The sequence below is a fragment of the Chitiniphilus shinanonensis DSM 23277 genome (genome assembly GCF_000374805.1).
In the GTDB taxonomy this organism is placed as follows: Bacteria; Pseudomonadota; Gammaproteobacteria; order Burkholderiales; family Chitinibacteraceae; genus Chitiniphilus; species Chitiniphilus shinanonensis.
In genome coordinates this window covers 151,193-166,560 of the sequence record NZ_KB895337.1, presented here as the reverse complement: position 1 = coordinate 166,560, position 15,368 = coordinate 151,193, and the positions used below count along the sequence as shown (strand labels likewise).

Below are 15,368 nucleotides of genomic sequence, written 5' to 3'. Positions count from 1 at the left end.
TCAGATTTCCTCCCGATGGGCGTTGGCAATGCGGGCCTGGCCGCGATGGCGGGGCCGGAACAGGCGGCGGATCAGGACGAAGAACAGCGGCACGAAGAAGATCGCCAGCACGGTGGCGGAGATCATGCCGCCCAGCACGCCGGTGCCGATGGCGTTCTGCGCGCCGGAGCCGGCGCCGGTGGACAGCGCCAGCGGCAGCACGCCGAGGGCGAACGCCAGCGAGGTCATGATGATGGGGCGCAGCCGCATCCGTACCGCTTCCAGCGTGGCGGTGATCAGGTTCTTGCCCTCGATCTCCATCAGGTCCTTGGCGAATTCGACGATCAGGATGGCGTTCTTCGCCGACAGACCGATGGTGGTCAGCAGGCCCACCTGGAAGTACACGTCGTTGGACAGCCCGCGCCCGGTGGCGGCCAGCAGCGCGCCGAGCACGCCCAGCGGCACCACCAGCATCACCGAGAACGGGATCGACCAGCTTTCGTACAGCGCGGCCAGACACAGGAACACCACCAGCAGCGAGATCGCGTACAGGATCGGCGCCTGCGAGCCGGACAGCCGTTCCTGGTAGGAAAGGCCGGTCCACTCGATGCCGACGCCCGGCGGCAGCTTGGCGACGATGTCCTCGATGGCCTTCATCGCGTCGCCGGTACTCTTGCCGGGGGCCGGCTGACCCATGATCTCCATCGCGGACAGGCCGTTGTAGCGCTCCAGGCGCGGCGAGCCGTAGCTCCAGTGCGCGGTGGCGAAGGCGGAGAACGGCACCATCTCGCCGTGGGCGTTGCGCACGTACCACTTGTTGAGGTCCTCGGGCAGCATGCGCGCCTCGGCCTCGCCCTGGATGTACACCTTCTTCACCCGGCCACGGTCGATGAAGTCGTTGACGTAGGTACTGCCCCACGCGGAGGCGATGGTGTCGTTGATGTCCGCCAGCGCCACGCCCAGCGCGCGCGCCTTGGCCTGGTCGACGTCGAGCTGGAACTGCGGCGTATCCTCCTGGCCGTTCGGGCGCACCGCGACCAGGTTCGGATCCTGGGCGGCCATGCCCAGCAGCATGTTGCGCGCCTCGGTCAGCTTGGCGTGGCCGATGCCGCCGCGATCCTGCAGGAAGAAGTCGAAGCCGGTGGCGTTGCCCAGCTCGACCACCGCGGGCGGGGCGAAGGCGAACACCATGCCGTCGCGAATGCGCGAGAACGCGCCCATTGCGCGGCCGGCGATCGCCTGCGCCTTCTGCTCGGCCGACTTGCGCTCATCCCACGGCTTGAGCGAGATGAAGCCCAGGCCGTTGTTCTGGCCGGAGCCGCCGAAGCTGAAGCCGGCCACCGCGAAGATCGAATTGACGTTCTGCTTTTCGTCCTCCATGAAGTGGCGCTCGACCTGCTTGATGGTGGCGAGCGTGCGCTCCTGGGTGGCGCCGGCCGGCAGCATCACCTGCATCATCAGGATGCCCTGGTCCTCATCCGGCAGGAACGAGGTCGGCAGGCGCAGGAACAGCACCGCCATGCCGGCGACGATCGCCAGATAGATCAGCATGAAGCGGCCGCCGCGCTTGAGGATGCCGCGCACCGCGCCCTGGTAGCGCTCGTTGCCGCGGTCGAACTTGCGGTTGAACCAGCCGAAGAAGCCGGTATCGACGGCGTGGTGCCCCTTCTCGATCTGCTTGAGCATGGTGGCGCACAGCGCCGGGGTGAGCACCAGCGCGACGAACACCGACAGCGCCATCGCCGAGACGATGGTGATCGAGAACTGGCGGTAGATGGCGCCGGTGGAGCCGCCGAAGAACGCCATCGGCACGAACACCGCCGACAGCACCATGGCGATGCCGACCAACGCGCCGGTGATCTGGCCCATCGACTTGCGGGTGGCCTCGCGCGGCGACAGCCCTTCCTCGCTCATCACCCGCTCGACGTTCTCGACCACCACGATGGCGTCGTCCACCAGCAGGCCGATCGCCAGCACCATGGCGAACATGGTCAGCGTGTTGATCGAGAAGCCGAACGCGGCCAGGACGCCGAAGGTGCCCAGCAGCACCACCGGCACCGCGATGGTCGGGATCAGGGTGGCGCGCCAGTTCTGCAGGAACAGGTACATCACCAGGAACACCAGCACGATGGCCTCGACCAGCGTCTTGATCACTTCCTGGATCGACAACTTGACGAAGGGGGTGGTGTCGTAGGGCTTGACCACCTTCATGCCCTTGGGAAAGAACGGCTCCAGCTCGGCGACCTGGCGGTCGAGCGCGGCGGCGGTCTCCAGCGCGTTGGCGCCGGTGGCCAGCTTGATCCCCATGCCGGAGGCGGGCTTGCCGTTGAAGCGGGCCACGGTGTCGTAGCTTTCGTTGCCCAGCTCGACGCGCGCCACGTCGCGCAGCAGCACCTTGGAGCCGTCGGTGTTCACCTTCAGCAGGATCTGGCGGAATTCCTCGGCGGTCTGCAGACGGGTCTGCGCGGTGATGGTGGCGTTCAGGCGCTGCCCCTTCACCGACGGCGTGCCGCCGAGCTGGCCGGCCGACACCTGGGCGTTCTGGCCACGGATGGCCTGTGCCACGTCGTTGGGCGTCAGCTGGAAGTTGTTGAGCTTGTCCGGATCGAGCCAGATGCGCATCGCATACTGGGCGCCGAACAACTGCACGTCGCCCACGCCCGGCACCCGGCTGATCGGGTCGAGCATATTGCTGGCCACGTAGTCGGCCAGGTCGACGTCGCTCATGCTGCCGTCCTCGGACACCACGCCGAGCACCGACAGGAAGCTGGCCGACGACTTGGTCACCTGGATGCCCTGCTGCTGCACTTCCTGCGGCAACAGCGGCGTGGCCAGCGCCAGCTTGTTCTGCACCTGCACCTGCGCGATGTCCGGGTCGGTGCCGGCGGTGAAGGTCAGCGTGATGCTCATCGAGCCGGCGGAATCGCTGGACGACGACATGTACGCCAGGTTGTCGATGCCCTTCATCTTCTGCTCGATCACCTGGGTGACCGTGTCCTCCACCGTCTTGGCGGAAGCGCCGGGGTACACGGCGGAGATGGAGACGGCGGGCGGTGCGATCTCGGGGTATTGCGCGATCGGCAACTTGAGGATGGCCAGGATGCCCGCCAGCATGACGATGATGGCGATCACCCAGGCAAAGATGGGCCGATCGATGAAGAAACGGGCCATGCGTCAGGCTCCTTGCTTGGCAGCGGGCGCCGAGGCGGCGGCGGGCTTGAGTTGCGCCGGGACCGCGCGCGCCGGCGCGCCGGGGCGCACTTTCTCGACGCCTTCGACGATCACCTGGTCGCCGGGCTTGAGGCCGTCGCTGACCAGCCACTGGTCGCCCACGGTGCGTTCGGTCTTCAGCGGGCGCGCCTCGACCTTGCCCTCGGCATTGACCACCATCGCCACCGCCCCGCCGCGCGCGTCGCGGGTGACGCCCTGCTGCGGCACCAGCATCGCCGCTTCGTTGACGCCCTCCTCCAGCACCGCGCGCACGTACATGCCGGGCAGCAACCGCTGCTTGGGATTGGGGAACACCGCGCGCAGCGTGACGTTGCCGGTGCTCTGGTCCACCGTCACTTCAGAGAACTCCAGCCGGCCTTCCTGGGCATAGGCCGAGCCGTCCTCCAGCAGCAGCCGCACCCGCGCCTTGCCGCCGGCCTGCTTCAGCCGGCCGCTTTCCAGGTCGCGCCGCAGCCGCATCAGTTCGGTGCTGGACTGGGTGACGTCGACGTAGATCGGATCGAGCTGCTGCACCGTGGCCATCGCCTGCGCCTGATTGGCGGTCAGCAGCGCGCCCGGCGTGACCGAGGAACGGCCGATGCGGCCGGAGATCGGCGAGGTGACGCGGGTGTACGCCAGATTGATGCGCGCGGTTTCCAGCGCCGCCTTGGCGCCGGCCACATCGGCCTCGACCTGCTTGAGCGTGGCGGTGGCGTCGTCGTGGTCCTGCTTGCTCACGGCGTTGATGGTGACCAGGTCGTCGTAGCGCGAGGCGCGGTTGCGCGCGGTGAGCACATTGGCGTCGGCCTTGGCCAGCGCGGCCTTGGCGCTTTCGAATTCGGCCTGATAGGTGGCGGGGTCGATCTGGTACAGCACCTGCCCCGCCTTGACGTCGGCGCCTTCCTCGAACAGGCGCTGTTGCAGGATGCCGCCGACCTGCGGGCGGACCTCGGCGATCTGGTAGGGGCTGGTGCGGCCGGGCAACACGGTATCCAGCGTCACCGCCTGCAATCCCACCTTGATCACGCCCACTTCCACCGCCTGCGGCGCGCCCTGGGCGCCCTGGGGCTGGGATTTGCCGCAGCCGGCAAGGCCGACGCTTCCGATCAGGGCCAGCACTGCGGCCAGGGTTGTTACGCGGAATGGACGTTTCATGGACACCTCGGGCGGGATGGAATCGAAACGTCCGCCTTCTTGGGGCGGACGCGGCGGCGACACGGGTAGCGGTCGCGCTGGAACAGATATCGGTTGGTACTGGCTCTAGAATGAATGCTCGATCTAGAATGAACGTTCATTCTATTTGCGGATGGCCCTACTCGGCAACAGCTACAATGCGGGCGCATACCTAAAACGAAGCATTCAGAGAGCAAGATGAACAAAGTAGGAAAAGCCGAAGGAGAGGGTTCCAAGGCCCAGGCGCGCCGCGAGCAGATTCTTGCCGCCGCGCACGCCTGTTTCTTGCAGTCCGGCTTCCACGGGGCCAGCATGGCCGTGATCGCCAAGGCCGCGAACATGAGCGTAGGCCACATCTACCACTATTTCGAGAATAAAGAGGCGATCATCGCCGCCATCGTGGAGCAGGATGTGCAGCACGTGCTGAGCAATATTCGCAGTGTGCGCAGCGCGCCCCGGCTCTATGAGGCGATGATCGACAAGGTGGTCGAGGGCATGGACGATGTGATGGACATCGGCAAGACCGCGCTGATGGTGGAGGTGCTGGCCGAGGCGTCGCGCAATCCGCGCGTGGCCGAGCTGACGCAGCTGTCGGACCAGACGCCGCTGAAGCTGTTGTGCGAACTGATCGCCGAAGGGCGGGAGGAACGCCCGGCGCTGCCGGAGGAGGAAATCCGCGCGCGCGCCGAGGTGATCGCCGCGCTGTTCGAGGGCTTGCAGATCCGCGCGCTGCGCAATCCCGACCTGCCGCGCGCGGCCATCCTGCCGCTGATGCAGGACTGTATCCGGCTGGTGCTGGAGCGCTGAACGCCCTGCGCCAACGACAACGCCCCGCGATGCGGGGCGTTTCCACGAGGGTCGTGGCGAGGCGCCGGGCCTCGCCGGTGCGGGGCGATGGCCGATCCGCCCCTGTGGATCACTTGCCGTCGGCGGCCTTCAGCACCTCGACCAGATCGACGTATTGCTGCTGCGCCTCGTCGCTGGACAGCCCCTTGAGCTTGGCCCAGGCATCGTACTTGGCCTGCGCCACGAACTGGATCGCGCTGGGGCGATCGCCGGCCACATCGCCTTCGCTGGCCTGCTTGAACAACGCGTAGAGCTTCAGCTTGGTCTGCACGTCCGGCGCTTCGTCGAGCTGGACGACTTCTTCCTGGGCGGTCTTGAAACGGCTGGCCAGATCGGACATGGTGCGTTCTCCAGATAGTTTTCAAACAGATGTTTTACCGCGCCAGTATAACGGCGATGTGCCCCCCCAACACTCGGGAAAACATGTATGCCGACAGCGCGCGGCGCCCCAGGCACTGCGCAAAACCCAGCGAAGCCGTCCCGGCGGGACGCTCAGGAGGCGGCCAGGTTCGGCGCCCCCGCGCGCCACCGCCCGCGGGGTTTGTCAGCCGCCCCAGGCACGCTCACGCATCGAACACCCGCTTGCCCTTCACCAACGTATGGCGCACCCGGCCCTTCAGCTCGTGGCCGAGGAACGGGGTGTTCTTGCCCTGGCTCTTCAGCGCATCGGGGGTGACGCGCCAGGTGGCCGCGGGGTCAAACACAGTGAGGTCGGCGCGATGCCCGACCGACAGCCCGGCCTGGAAGCCGAGGAAGGTGGCCGGCACGCAGGTCACCTTGGCCAGCGCCTGCGGCAACGCCACGCCGGCGCGCTCGGCCCACGCCAGCGTCAGCGGCAGCAGCAGCTCCAGGCCGGTGGCGCCGCGCTCGGCTTCGGCGAACGGCACCAGCTTGCCGTCGTCGTCCACCGGGCTGTGGTCGGAGCAGATCAGGTCGATGGTGCCGTCCACCAGGCCGGCGACGATGGCGTCGCGGTCGCGCCCGCTGCGCAGCGGCGGGTCGAAGCGGTACTGGCTGTTGAAGTAGCCGATGTCCACGTCGGCGAGGTGAATGTGGTTGATGTCCACGTCGCAGGTCAGCGGCAGGCCGTCGCGCTTGGCGGCGCGCACCATCGCCACGCCCTCGCCGCTGGACAGCCGCGCCAGATGCACGCTGCATCCGGTGGCGCGCATCAGCTGCACGATCTGGGCGATGGCGATGGTCTCGGCCACCACCGGGATGCCGGTCAGGCCCAGGCGCGACGCGTATTCGCCGTCGTGCGCCACGCCGTCGTTCACCAGGCTGGCTTCTTCCGGGCGCAGGCGCAGCGAGAAGCCGAAGGTGGCGGCGTACTGCATCGCGCGGTACAGCACCTGCAGGTCGGCGATCGGCACGTCGCCCTGCGAGAACGCCACGCAGCCGGCCTCGCGCAATTGCGCCATCTCGGTGATCTCGCGGCCCTTGAGGCCGACGGTGAGCGCGCCCACCGGGTACAGCCGCGCCAGATCGTGCGCCTTGGCGCGCTGGCGCAGCATGGTCACCAGCCCGGGTTCGTCCAGCGGCGGATCGGTGTCGGGCGGGCAGACGATGCTGGTCACGCCGCCGGCCACGGCCGCGGCCATCTCGGTGGGCAGCGTGGCCTTGTACTCGAAACCCGGCTCGCGCAGGCGCGCGGCGAGGTCGACCAGACCGGGGCAGACCACCAGACCGGTGGCGTCGATGGTGTCTTCGGCGACGAAGTCGGCGGGCGCCTGACCGACGCCGACGATGCGCCCCTCGGCCAGGAACAGGTCGGCCTGGCGATCGGTGCCGGCCAGCGGATCGACCAGGCGGCCGTTCAGGATTGCGATGTTCTTGATTGCCATGTTGTTCAGTTCCCCCGACGTGCCTGGTTCTCGGCAACGATGTTCATCACGGCCATGCGCACCGCGATGCCGAAGGTGACCTGCGGCAGGATCACCGCGCGCTCGCCGTCGGCCACCGCCGAGTCGATCTCGACCCCGCGGTTCATCGGGCCGGGGTGCATCACGATGGCGTCCGGCTTGGCCAGCGCCAGCTTTTCCGGGGTCAGGCCGTAGTACTTGAAGAATTCCTGCGTGCTGGGCAGGTAGGCGCCGCTCATGCGCTCGTTCTGCAAGCGCAGCATGGCGACCACGTCCACGTCCTTCAGCCCTTCGCGCATGTCGTGGTGGACGTGCACGCCCAGGCTCTCGATACCGGTGGGCAGCAGGGTCTTGGGGCCGATCACGCGCACTTCGGGGCAGCCCAGCGTGGTCAGCGCGTGGATCTGCGAGCGCGCCACCCGCGAGTGCAGGATGTCGCCGACGATGGCGACGCGCAGGTTGGTGAAGTCGCCCTTGTAGTGACGGATGGTGTACATGTCCAGCAGCGCCTGGGTCGGGTGCGCGTGGCGGCCGTCGCCGGCGTTGACCACGGCGATGCCCGGCTGCACGTGCTCGGCGATCAGGTGGGCGGCGCCCGATTGCGCGTGGCGCACCACGAACAGGTCGGCGCCCATCGCTTCCAGGTTGTGGATGGTGTCGAGCAGGGTTTCGCCCTTGGCGGTGCTCGACGCCTGGATGTTGAGGTTGATCACGTCGGCCGACAGGCGCTTGGCCGCGATCTCGAAGGTGGTGCGGGTGCGGGTGGAGTTCTCGAAGAACAGGTTGAACACCGAGCGCCCGGCCAGATGACCGAACTTCTTGTTGCCGTCGGCGCCCTGGGCGACGAATTCGGCGGCGCGGTCGAGCACCTGGTTCAGGATGCGCTTGGGCAGCCCTTCGGTGGTGAGCAGGTGGATCAGCTCGCCCTGTTGATTCAATTGCGGGTTGTACATGGGAGTCTCGGCACGGCGCCGCCGGGGAGCGCGGCAGGTTGGCGATGGCCGCAATTTTCGGCCATCCGCCCGGCGCTGACCAGTGCCGCGTAATCGAAACGGCCCGCATCGGCGGGCCGTCTTGATTCAGGGCAGGCGGCTCCAGGCCGGATCGCGATAGAGCGCCTGCGCCGCGCCGGCCAGGAACTCGCCCAGCGCCGGGTCGCCGGCATTGCTGAGCAGGAAACGCTGGATCGCCTTGCCGCGCGGCTGGGTCGCCACCTGGGCGCGCCACTGCGGCCATTCCTCGGCCAGCCAGCCCTCGGTGTTGGCGGGCATGGTGATCACATCGACCCGCCCCGCCAGCAGCATGCGCGCCAGAGATTCCATCGACGCGGTGTCGAAGCGCTGGATCGGCATCACCGGGCGGTGGCGTTCCAGCTCGGCGTACTGGTGGCCGAGCAGCGCGCCCAGCCGGTAGCCGCCTTCCACCTCGATCTGCTCGCGGTTCAACGGCCGCCCGCGCAGCGTGACCCACAGGTCGGCGTCGTCCAGCAGCGGCGGCGACCACTGCAAGCGCTCCGCGCTGGGCTTGACCCAGGCCGGATTGGCCCAGGCGATCACGCCCTGCCAGTCGGGCGCGGCGATCAGCCGGTCCACGCGGCGGCGCGGCAGCATCTTCAGCTCGAAACGGTAACGCCCGCCCGCCCGCGCGTTCAGCGCATCGACCAGCGCGTGGCTGAGGTCGTGCCCGTCCTCGACGATATACGGCGGATAGTCGTGATAGACATACACCGGCACCGTCTGCGGCGCCGCCCACAAAGTGCCCGGCCCCAGGCACAGCAACAGGAATAACAGCCACCACTTCGCCATCTACAGTCCCCCCCAGGAACCGACAGCTTACAACGTCGGCCCGGACCGCGGCTTTACTTCGATCAGACCACACGGTTTCCCGGCGCGCTTTGGGGGATGATCGGACCAACGGTCGTTGCCACGGCGCGGTGGCGCGGGCTTGGCGGCGGGGCGAATCGCGTTGGAGCGGCTGACAAACCCCAGCGAAGCGGTTCTGGCGAAGCGCGCGAAACGTAGATAGTCCAAGGTGCACGGCCGGTGGGGCTCGGCGCCCCGCGCGACCACCGCCAGCGGCGGTTTTGTCGGCGGCTCTCAGTCGTGCGCGGGGGCGCCGTCGAACCAGCCTTGCAGGATCTGCATCGCCGCCACCTGATCCAGCGCCGGCTTCTGCCTGCGGCCACGCAGGCCGCCGTCGGCCAGCGCCATGCTGGCGGCGGCGGAGCTGTAGCGCTCGTCCACCAGGATCACCGGCAGCGCGAAACGGCCGTGCAGGCGATTGGCGAACTTGCGCGCCAGGCGCGAGGTTTCCTGCTCCGCGCCGTCCTCGGTCAGCGGCAGCCCGACCACCAGTTGCGTCGGCTGCCAGTCGGCGATCAGTTGTGCGATGCGGGCGAAGCGGGCGTCGTTGCCCTCGGCCGAGATGGTCTCGACCGGGTGGGCGATGCCCAGCTCGGTGTTGCCCACGGCGACGCCGATGCGGGCCGCGCCGAAATCGAATGCGAGCACGCTGCTCATGGGAATCCGGGAAAGGGTGAGGCGGGAAGCGGAGCGCGGCCGCGTCAGGCGTGGCCGGCATCCTCGGCCAGCATGGCCATGTCGATGCCCAGCAGGCCGAGCGCGGCTTCGTAGCGCTCCTCGGCGGGCAGGCCGAAGATCACCTGCGGGTCGGCCTTGACCGAGATCCACGCGTTCTGGGCGATCTCGTTTTCCAGCTGGCCGGCTTCCCAGCCGGCATAGCCCAGCGTGACGAACAACTGCTCGGGCCCGCCGCCCTCGCCCACCGCCAGCAGCACGTCCTTGGAAGTGGTCAGCCCCATCTCGTCGGACACCGCCAGTGTCGACTGCCAGTCGCCCAGCGGCGTGTGCAGCACGAAGCCGCGGTCGGTCTGCACCGGGCCGCCGAAGCACACCGCCAGATCGGCGACGTCCGGGCGATGCAGCTCCACCCCGATCTGCTCGAACAGGGTGGACAGCGGCATGCCGAGCGGCCGGTTGACGATGACTCCCATCGCCCCGCGGTCGTTGTGGTCGCACACGAAGGTGAGCGTCCGCGCGAAGATGGGGTCCACCAGGCTGGGCATGGCGATCAGGAAGTGCTGGGAAAGGTCGAAGTCCATGCCCGCAGTATCGCATAAGAACTCGCGGGCGCAGCGGGCGCGCAATGTGCCCGACAGGTGGGCGGAAGCCGCCGGCGCTATCATCCGGCATCCGTCCCGATGCCCGCCCCATGCCCGATACCGCCCTCGTCTGGTTCCGCCGCGATCTGCGCCTGTTCGACCACGCCGCGCTGTACCACGCCCTGAAGCGGCACGCCCGCGTGGTGGCGGTGTTCGTGTTCGATCGCGACCTGCTCGACCCGCTGCCCGCCGACGACCGCCGGGTGGCGTTCATCCACGCGGCGCTGGTCGAACTGGCCAACGCGCTGGCGCAGCACGGCAGCGCGCTGGTGGTGGCGCACGAGCGCGCGCAGGCGGCGATTCCGCGCCTGGCGCGGCAATACCAGGCCGTCGCGGTCCACGCCAACCACGACGACGATCCCGCTGCGCGGCGACGCGACGAGGCGGTCGCCCGCACGCTGGCCGACGAGGGCCGCCGCCTGTTCACCCACAAGGATCACGTGCTGTTCGAGCGCGACGAGATCGTCACGCGGCAGGGCGGCATGTACAGCGTATTCACGCCCTACCGCCGCGCGTGGCTGGCGCGGCTGGACGACTTCATGCTGTCGTCCTACCCGGTGGCGCGCTACCTGGACCGGCTGGCGCCGCTGCCGCCCCAGCCGTTGCCGACGCTGCCGGGCCTGGGCTTCGCCGAGATCACGCTGGCGCTGCCCGGCGGCATGTCCGGCGGCGAGCAGTTGTTCGAAGCCTTCAAGGAGCGGCTCGACCGCTATCACCTGCGGCGCGACTTCCCGGCGCTGAAGGGACCGTCGTACCTGTCGGCGCACCTGCGCTTCGGCACGGTGTCGATCCGCGAGCTGGCGCGCCACGCGCACGGCGTCGGCGGGCCGGGCGCCCAGGCGTGGCTGGGCGAGCTGGCGTGGCGCGATTTCTATCACCAGATCCTGTGGCACCGGCCGGACGTGGTCGAGCATGCCTTCCGCCCCGAGTACGACGCACTGCCCTTCCCCAACCGCGAGGACTGGTTCGACGCCTGGCGCGAGGGCCGCACCGGCTACCCGCTGGTCGATGCCGCGATGCGCCAGCTGCGCCACAGCGGCTACATGCACAATCGCCTGCGCATGGTCGCCGCGTCGTTCCTGGTGAAGGACCTGCTGGTGGACTGGCGCTGGGGCGAGCGCCATTTCGCCGCGCTGCTGCTCGACTACGACCTGGCCGCCAACAACGGCGGCTGGCAGTGGGCGGCCTCCACCGGCTGCGATGCCCAGCCGTACTTCCGCATCTTCAACCCGGTGGCGCAGTCGCGGAAGTTCGACCCCGACGGCCACTTCATCCGCCGCTACTGCCCCGAGCTGGCGGCGCTGCCCGACGCCGCGATCCACGCCCCATGGGAAGCGCCGCCGCTGACACTGGCCGAGGCCGGGGTGCGGCTCGGTCACGACTATCCGCTGCCCATCGTCGAGCATGCGCGGCAACGCGAGCTGGCGCTGGCGCTGTTCAAGTCGGCGCGACGCCCATGAAAAAGCCGGCCCCGTGGGGCCGGCCGTTGCCGCGTCAGCGCGCGGTCACTGCTGGAAGCGATAGATGCTGAGCACGTTGCGCAGCTGGTTGTCGTTGTAGTCCAGCTTCACCATCCGCCAGGTGACCGGGTCGGCGGCGGGCGCCGGATCGAAGTCGAACCCCTCGGTCACCGTCGCGGTCGACGGATAGGTCCATTGGTCCAGCCGCTCGCTGAAGCCCGACGCGGTGCCGTAGGACACGTCGATGCCGTAGGCGAAGCCGGCCGGGTAGCTGGCGGTGACGCTGAACGGCCCGCCGGCGAACGAGGCCAGCGCGCTGCGGGTGGCGCCGTCCAGCGCCGGCCAGGCGATCTGCGACAGTTCGGCGCCGGTGTACGGCCGCTTGATCACGGTGCGGTACTGTGCGTTGCTGTTGTCGGTGATGGCCACCTGCTGGCCGGTGGTGGTGTAGAACTCGAACGCGTACACGCTGTTGTCCTTCACCTGGGCGATGGCGCTGTCGGGCAGTTCCACCAGCGTGCCGCACGGTTGCTGCGCGCTCTCGAGGCAGAACTGGCCGCCCACGGATTGCGGTACGAAGCGCACCCCACCAGCCGGCAGTCCCGGCCCCTTCACCAGCGCATAGGCGATCACACCGCGGTCGTTGGTGGTGTTCGGGTCCTCGATCCAGAACTCCATGCCGGTGTGGTAGCTCACCGCGCCGTTGACCTCGTTGCGCAGCGCCAGCGGATACGCCTCGGCGGAGAAACGGCCACGGTTGCCGTGCAGCAGCCATCTGGTCTGATCGCCCGTGGTCACCTTCTGCAGGCGCCAGCCGGTTTCCATGCTTTCCAGCAGGCCGTTCTTCAGCTTCACGACGAAGCCCACCCGCACGAAGGTGCCCTCGGCGCTGGTCTGCACCGGGCCTTCCAGCGTCATGCCGCTGAAGCTGATGCCGATGTTGGTGGGATCGCTGCTGACGTCGGCGGCGAAGGTGTCGCGGTTCTGGTCCTCGTGGCGGAAGTCGGCGCTCAGCTCGGCCTTCACCGCGTCGGCGGTCGGCAGCCCGTTGGCGAACAGCGCGTTGAAGCGCTGGAACGCCGCCTCGATGCCTTGCAGGTCGGTGACCACGCCCCCCAGGTCGCCCGGTGCGGGCAAGGCGCTATTGTCGGTGGTGCTGGTCAGCTGGTCCTGGATCTCTTCCTGGGTCAGCACGTTGCGGATGGTGGCCACCTGGGTCTCCGGATCGACCGTCACCCGCAGGATGTCCAGCGCGGCGTCCAGCCCGCTGTGGTCGGCCTGGAAGCTGGTGCGCAGCAGATCGATGGTGTCCTCGATGCCCAGCGCGCTCAGCACGCTTTGCAGCCGGGCCTTCAGCGCGGCGGTCTGCTCGGTGACGGCGGCCGGCGTCAGGCTGGCGAACTGCGGCGCGTCGAAGAAGTTGGCCGCCAGGTCGCCGGCGATGTTGGCGATGATCAGATCGGTCAGCGGCGTGATGTTGATGTTGCCGCCGACGTCCGCCTGCAACGCGGCGGAGTGGATCACGTAGCGCTTGCCGCCCACCATGCCGTCGGCGCGGAACAGGAATGGTGGCGTCAGCCCGGTGACGTCCACCGTGTACTGGCCGTCCGCGCCCACCGGCACGCTGCGCGTCACGCCGTTGGCGTCCTTGACGGTGACGGTGCCGGCCAGCGGCGCGCCGGCCGCGGCGACGCCGCTGATGTTGCCCGATGCCGTCGGCGGATTCGACGGCTCCTCGGGCTTGCTGTCCCCACCACCCGAACCGCCGCCACAGGCGGTCAGCACCAGCGCCAGCCCGGTCGCCAGCAGCGCCGGCTTCATGTATCGCTTTGTCATCGTGTATCCCCGGAAACGGGCGGTGGTCCGCCCTGATCTGTCGATCGCGGCATGCCGGGTTCGCCCCGCGGCACGCCGTGCGAAAGCGCATTTGCTTTCGTCGCAGCTCAGCGTAGTGAGGCACCATCGAGACAACAATCACTCATATGGGTGATGCCATATGCTTATCGCTATACTTCCCGACGAAATGCAGACAGCATGAGGCGCGCATGGAAGCATTGATCGGATCGATCTACGAGAGCACCGTCGCGGGCAGCGGATTCGTCCTGTTCCTGAGCCATCTGGCCGCGCATTTCCGGCTTCGCTCCGCCCAGCTGATCGTGCGCAATCTGCACAGCCACGCCATCCGCGGCGCCTGGAGCAGCCACACCGACGCCGAGTGGATCCAGCGCTACGCCGACGATTACGGCCGCGAGGACAGGCTGGCGCATGTCATGATGACCTCGCCCAGCGGGCGCTTCTACGCAAGTAACCGCGACATTCCTGACATCGACAGCTTCCTCAAGCACAGCCGTTTCGCCCGCGAATACCTGGCGCCGCAAGGCATCGCCCACGCCGCCGCCGCCACCATCCATGTCGAGGGCAACTGGCACACCCAGCTGTTCATCCAGCGCCGCCACGACCCCGGCGGTTTCTCCGACGCCGAACTGGCCGAACTCGACCGCCTGCTGCCGCACCTGCAACGCGCGGTGCTGATCCACCAGCGCCTGCTGGAATCGCGCTTCGACGCCCTCGCCATGCACGGCGCGCTCGACGCCTTCGCCACCCCGGTGCTGATGCTCAACCAGCTGGGCAAGGTGATGGTGGCCAACCAGGCCGCGCAGGCGGTGCTGGCACGCGGCGCGCCCGGCATCTCGCTCGAAGCCGGCAACCTGCTGATCGAGGCCCCCGACAGCGAGCGCCAGCTATCCACCTACCTGCGCCTGGGCGAATCGGTCCACGCCGACACCGCCAGTCCGCGCACGCTGCGCATCCAGCGCGGCGCCGGCCTGTCGCCGCTGACCCTGGTGGTCACCACCGTGCGCCTGACCCAGCACGACGGCGACGGCATCGACGCCTCGCTGGTCTTCCTGTTCGACCCCGACCTGCGCGCCGCCCCCGACCCGGCGATGCTGGCGATGCTGTTCGGCCTGTCCGAAGCCGAGGCCGCGCTGACCGTGGGCCTGTGCAAGGGCGAGAGCCTGGAAACCCTGGCCGAGACCCGCAACGTCACGCTCAACACCTTGCGCACGCAGTTGAAGAGCGTGTTCAACAAGACCGGCACCCGGCGGCAGGCGGAGCTGGTGGCGAGGGTGATGGGGAGCCCGGCGTATGCGGCTCGTTGAGAGGGGACCGGGGCGCCGGTTGGGGCTTGGTTGGGGTTTGCGGGTGGCGCGGGGGGCTTGATGCCTGTGCGGCTGACGTCAACTTCAACAGCTGAAACGCCTAGCACCGGCGGAGCGGATGGCTTGCAACCTTTGCAGTCAAGTCGGCGGCTTTAACTTCAACACCTGAAATTCAACACCTGAAACGCCTAGCGCCTACGGCGCGGATGACTTGACGCCCTCAACGGCCGGGCGGGCCGGTTCATTTCTTTTGCCTCGCCAAAAGAAACGAACCAAAGAAAAGGCGACCCCGCATACGCGCCCTTCGGGTTCCCTCGCGCCGGACAATCGGGTCGGCGGCTGCGAAACTCGCGCGCAAGCGCGCTCAGACAGTCCTCGCCGAAACCCCGCCCCGCTTGTCCTCTACTCGGCGCTGCTGAGGGGCCCCGGGCAGACCATCCTCACCCCCGGCCCCTCCCCTTGAAGGCGAGGGGTGACGTATGCGACGGCCAGCGGA

General features: G+C 68.4%; 12 protein-coding genes. 3 read left to right on the top strand and 9 right to left on the bottom strand.

The features are described 5' to 3' along the window. Together C556_RS0105685 and C556_RS0105680 are read right to left on the bottom strand one after the other, a co-directional pair. Complete coding sequence (locus C556_RS0105685) at positions 1-3,150, bottom strand: efflux RND transporter permease subunit (protein WP_018747270.1); 3,150 nt, start codon at positions 3,148-3,150, stop codon at positions 1-3. Between the two features lie 3 nt (positions 3,151-3,153). Further along, the gene (locus C556_RS0105680; RefSeq protein WP_026262839.1) at positions 3,154-4,344 is read right to left on the bottom strand and encodes an efflux RND transporter periplasmic adaptor subunit; all 1,191 of its coding nucleotides are present in this window, start codon (positions 4,342-4,344) and stop codon (positions 3,154-3,156) included. A gap of 216 nt (positions 4,345-4,560) precedes the next feature. On the opposite strand from C556_RS0105680, the gene C556_RS0105675 reads away from it, so the two are divergent. Further along, the gene (locus C556_RS0105675; RefSeq protein ID WP_018747268.1) at positions 4,561-5,169 is read left to right on the top strand and encodes a TetR/AcrR family transcriptional regulator; all 609 of its coding nucleotides are present in this window, start codon (positions 4,561-4,563) and stop codon (positions 5,167-5,169) included. Positions 5,170-5,278: 109 nt separating this feature from the next. On the opposite strand, the gene C556_RS0105670 is transcribed toward C556_RS0105675, so the two are convergent. The 6 genes from C556_RS0105670 to C556_RS0105645 all read right to left on the bottom strand — a co-directional run bounded on the left by C556_RS0105670 (position 5,279) and on the right by C556_RS0105645 (position 10,191). Then, positions 5,279-5,548 (bottom strand): acyl-CoA-binding protein, encoded by a 270-nt coding sequence (locus tag C556_RS0105670; RefSeq protein ID WP_018747267.1) that lies wholly within the window; start codon positions 5,546-5,548, stop codon positions 5,279-5,281. Positions 5,549-5,771: 223 nt separating this feature from the next. After that, the gene (locus tag C556_RS0105665) at positions 5,772-7,052 is read right to left on the bottom strand and encodes a dihydroorotase (protein ID WP_018747266.1); all 1,281 of its coding nucleotides are present in this window, start codon (positions 7,050-7,052) and stop codon (positions 5,772-5,774) included. A gap of 5 nt (positions 7,053-7,057) precedes the next feature. Beyond that, on the bottom strand, positions 7,058-8,023 hold the full coding sequence (locus C556_RS0105660; protein WP_018747265.1) for an aspartate carbamoyltransferase catalytic subunit: 966 nt from the start codon (positions 8,021-8,023) through the stop codon (positions 7,058-7,060). A 126-nt stretch (positions 8,024-8,149) separates the two neighbouring features. After that, positions 8,150-8,875: a substrate-binding periplasmic protein gene (locus C556_RS0105655; protein ID WP_018747264.1), complete on the bottom strand. Its 726-nt coding sequence runs from the start codon at positions 8,873-8,875 to the stop codon at positions 8,150-8,152. Positions 8,876-9,166: 291 nt separating this feature from the next. Then, positions 9,167-9,589, bottom strand: a complete 423-nt coding sequence (ruvX, locus tag C556_RS0105650; RefSeq protein WP_018747263.1) for a Holliday junction resolvase RuvX — start codon at positions 9,587-9,589, stop codon at positions 9,167-9,169. A gap of 44 nt (positions 9,590-9,633) precedes the next feature. Continuing rightward, positions 9,634-10,191 (bottom strand): YqgE/AlgH family protein, encoded by a 558-nt coding sequence (locus C556_RS0105645; RefSeq protein WP_020608482.1) that lies wholly within the window; start codon positions 10,189-10,191, stop codon positions 9,634-9,636. A 110-nt stretch (positions 10,192-10,301) separates the two neighbouring features. On the opposite strand from C556_RS0105645, the gene C556_RS0105640 reads away from it, so the two are divergent. Further along, positions 10,302-11,711: a cryptochrome/photolyase family protein gene (locus tag C556_RS0105640; protein ID WP_018747260.1), complete on the top strand. Its 1,410-nt coding sequence runs from the start codon at positions 10,302-10,304 to the stop codon at positions 11,709-11,711. Positions 11,712-11,756: 45 nt separating this feature from the next. On the opposite strand, the gene C556_RS21500 is transcribed toward C556_RS0105640, so the two are convergent. Next, entirely contained in the window at positions 11,757-13,547 is a 1,791-nt protein-coding gene (locus C556_RS21500) for a hypothetical protein (RefSeq protein WP_157235894.1), read from the bottom strand. A 209-nt stretch (positions 13,548-13,756) separates the two neighbouring features. Between C556_RS21500 and C556_RS0105630 the strand changes: the two genes are divergently transcribed. Beyond that, a complete protein-coding gene (locus C556_RS0105630) occupies positions 13,757-14,872 on the top strand; it encodes a helix-turn-helix transcriptional regulator (RefSeq protein ID WP_018747259.1) in 1,116 nt (371 codons plus the stop codon). Positions 14,873-15,368: the final 496 nt, after the last annotated feature.

Excerpts from the sequence above, each read along its gene's own strand:
- C556_RS0105685 (WP_018747270.1), bottom strand. The coding sequence starts at position 3,150 with ATGGCCCGTTTCTTCATCGATCGGCCCATCTTTGCCTGGGTGATCGCC.
- C556_RS0105680 (WP_026262839.1), bottom strand. The coding sequence starts at position 4,344 with ATGAAACGTCCATTCCGCGTAACAACCCTGGCCGCAGTGCTGGCCCTG.
- C556_RS0105675 (WP_018747268.1), top strand. The coding sequence starts at position 4,561 with ATGAACAAAGTAGGAAAAGCCGAAGGAGAGGGTTCCAAGGCCCAGGCG.
- C556_RS0105670 (WP_018747267.1), bottom strand. The coding sequence starts at position 5,548 with ATGTCCGATCTGGCCAGCCGTTTCAAGACCGCCCAGGAAGAAGTCGTC.
- C556_RS0105665 (WP_018747266.1), bottom strand. The coding sequence starts at position 7,052 with ATGGCAATCAAGAACATCGCAATCCTGAACGGCCGCCTGGTCGATCCG.
- C556_RS0105660 (WP_018747265.1), bottom strand. The coding sequence starts at position 8,023 with ATGTACAACCCGCAATTGAATCAACAGGGCGAGCTGATCCACCTGCTC.
- C556_RS0105655 (WP_018747264.1), bottom strand. The coding sequence starts at position 8,875 with ATGGCGAAGTGGTGGCTGTTATTCCTGTTGCTGTGCCTGGGGCCGGGC.
- ruvX (WP_018747263.1), bottom strand. The coding sequence starts at position 9,589 with ATGAGCAGCGTGCTCGCATTCGATTTCGGCGCGGCCCGCATCGGCGTC.
- C556_RS0105645 (WP_020608482.1), bottom strand. The coding sequence starts at position 10,191 with ATGGACTTCGACCTTTCCCAGCACTTCCTGATCGCCATGCCCAGCCTG.
- C556_RS0105640 (WP_018747260.1), top strand. The coding sequence starts at position 10,302 with ATGCCCGATACCGCCCTCGTCTGGTTCCGCCGCGATCTGCGCCTGTTC.
- C556_RS21500 (WP_157235894.1), bottom strand. The coding sequence starts at position 13,547 with ATGACAAAGCGATACATGAAGCCGGCGCTGCTGGCGACCGGGCTGGCG.
- C556_RS0105630 (WP_018747259.1), top strand. The coding sequence starts at position 13,757 with ATGGAAGCATTGATCGGATCGATCTACGAGAGCACCGTCGCGGGCAGC.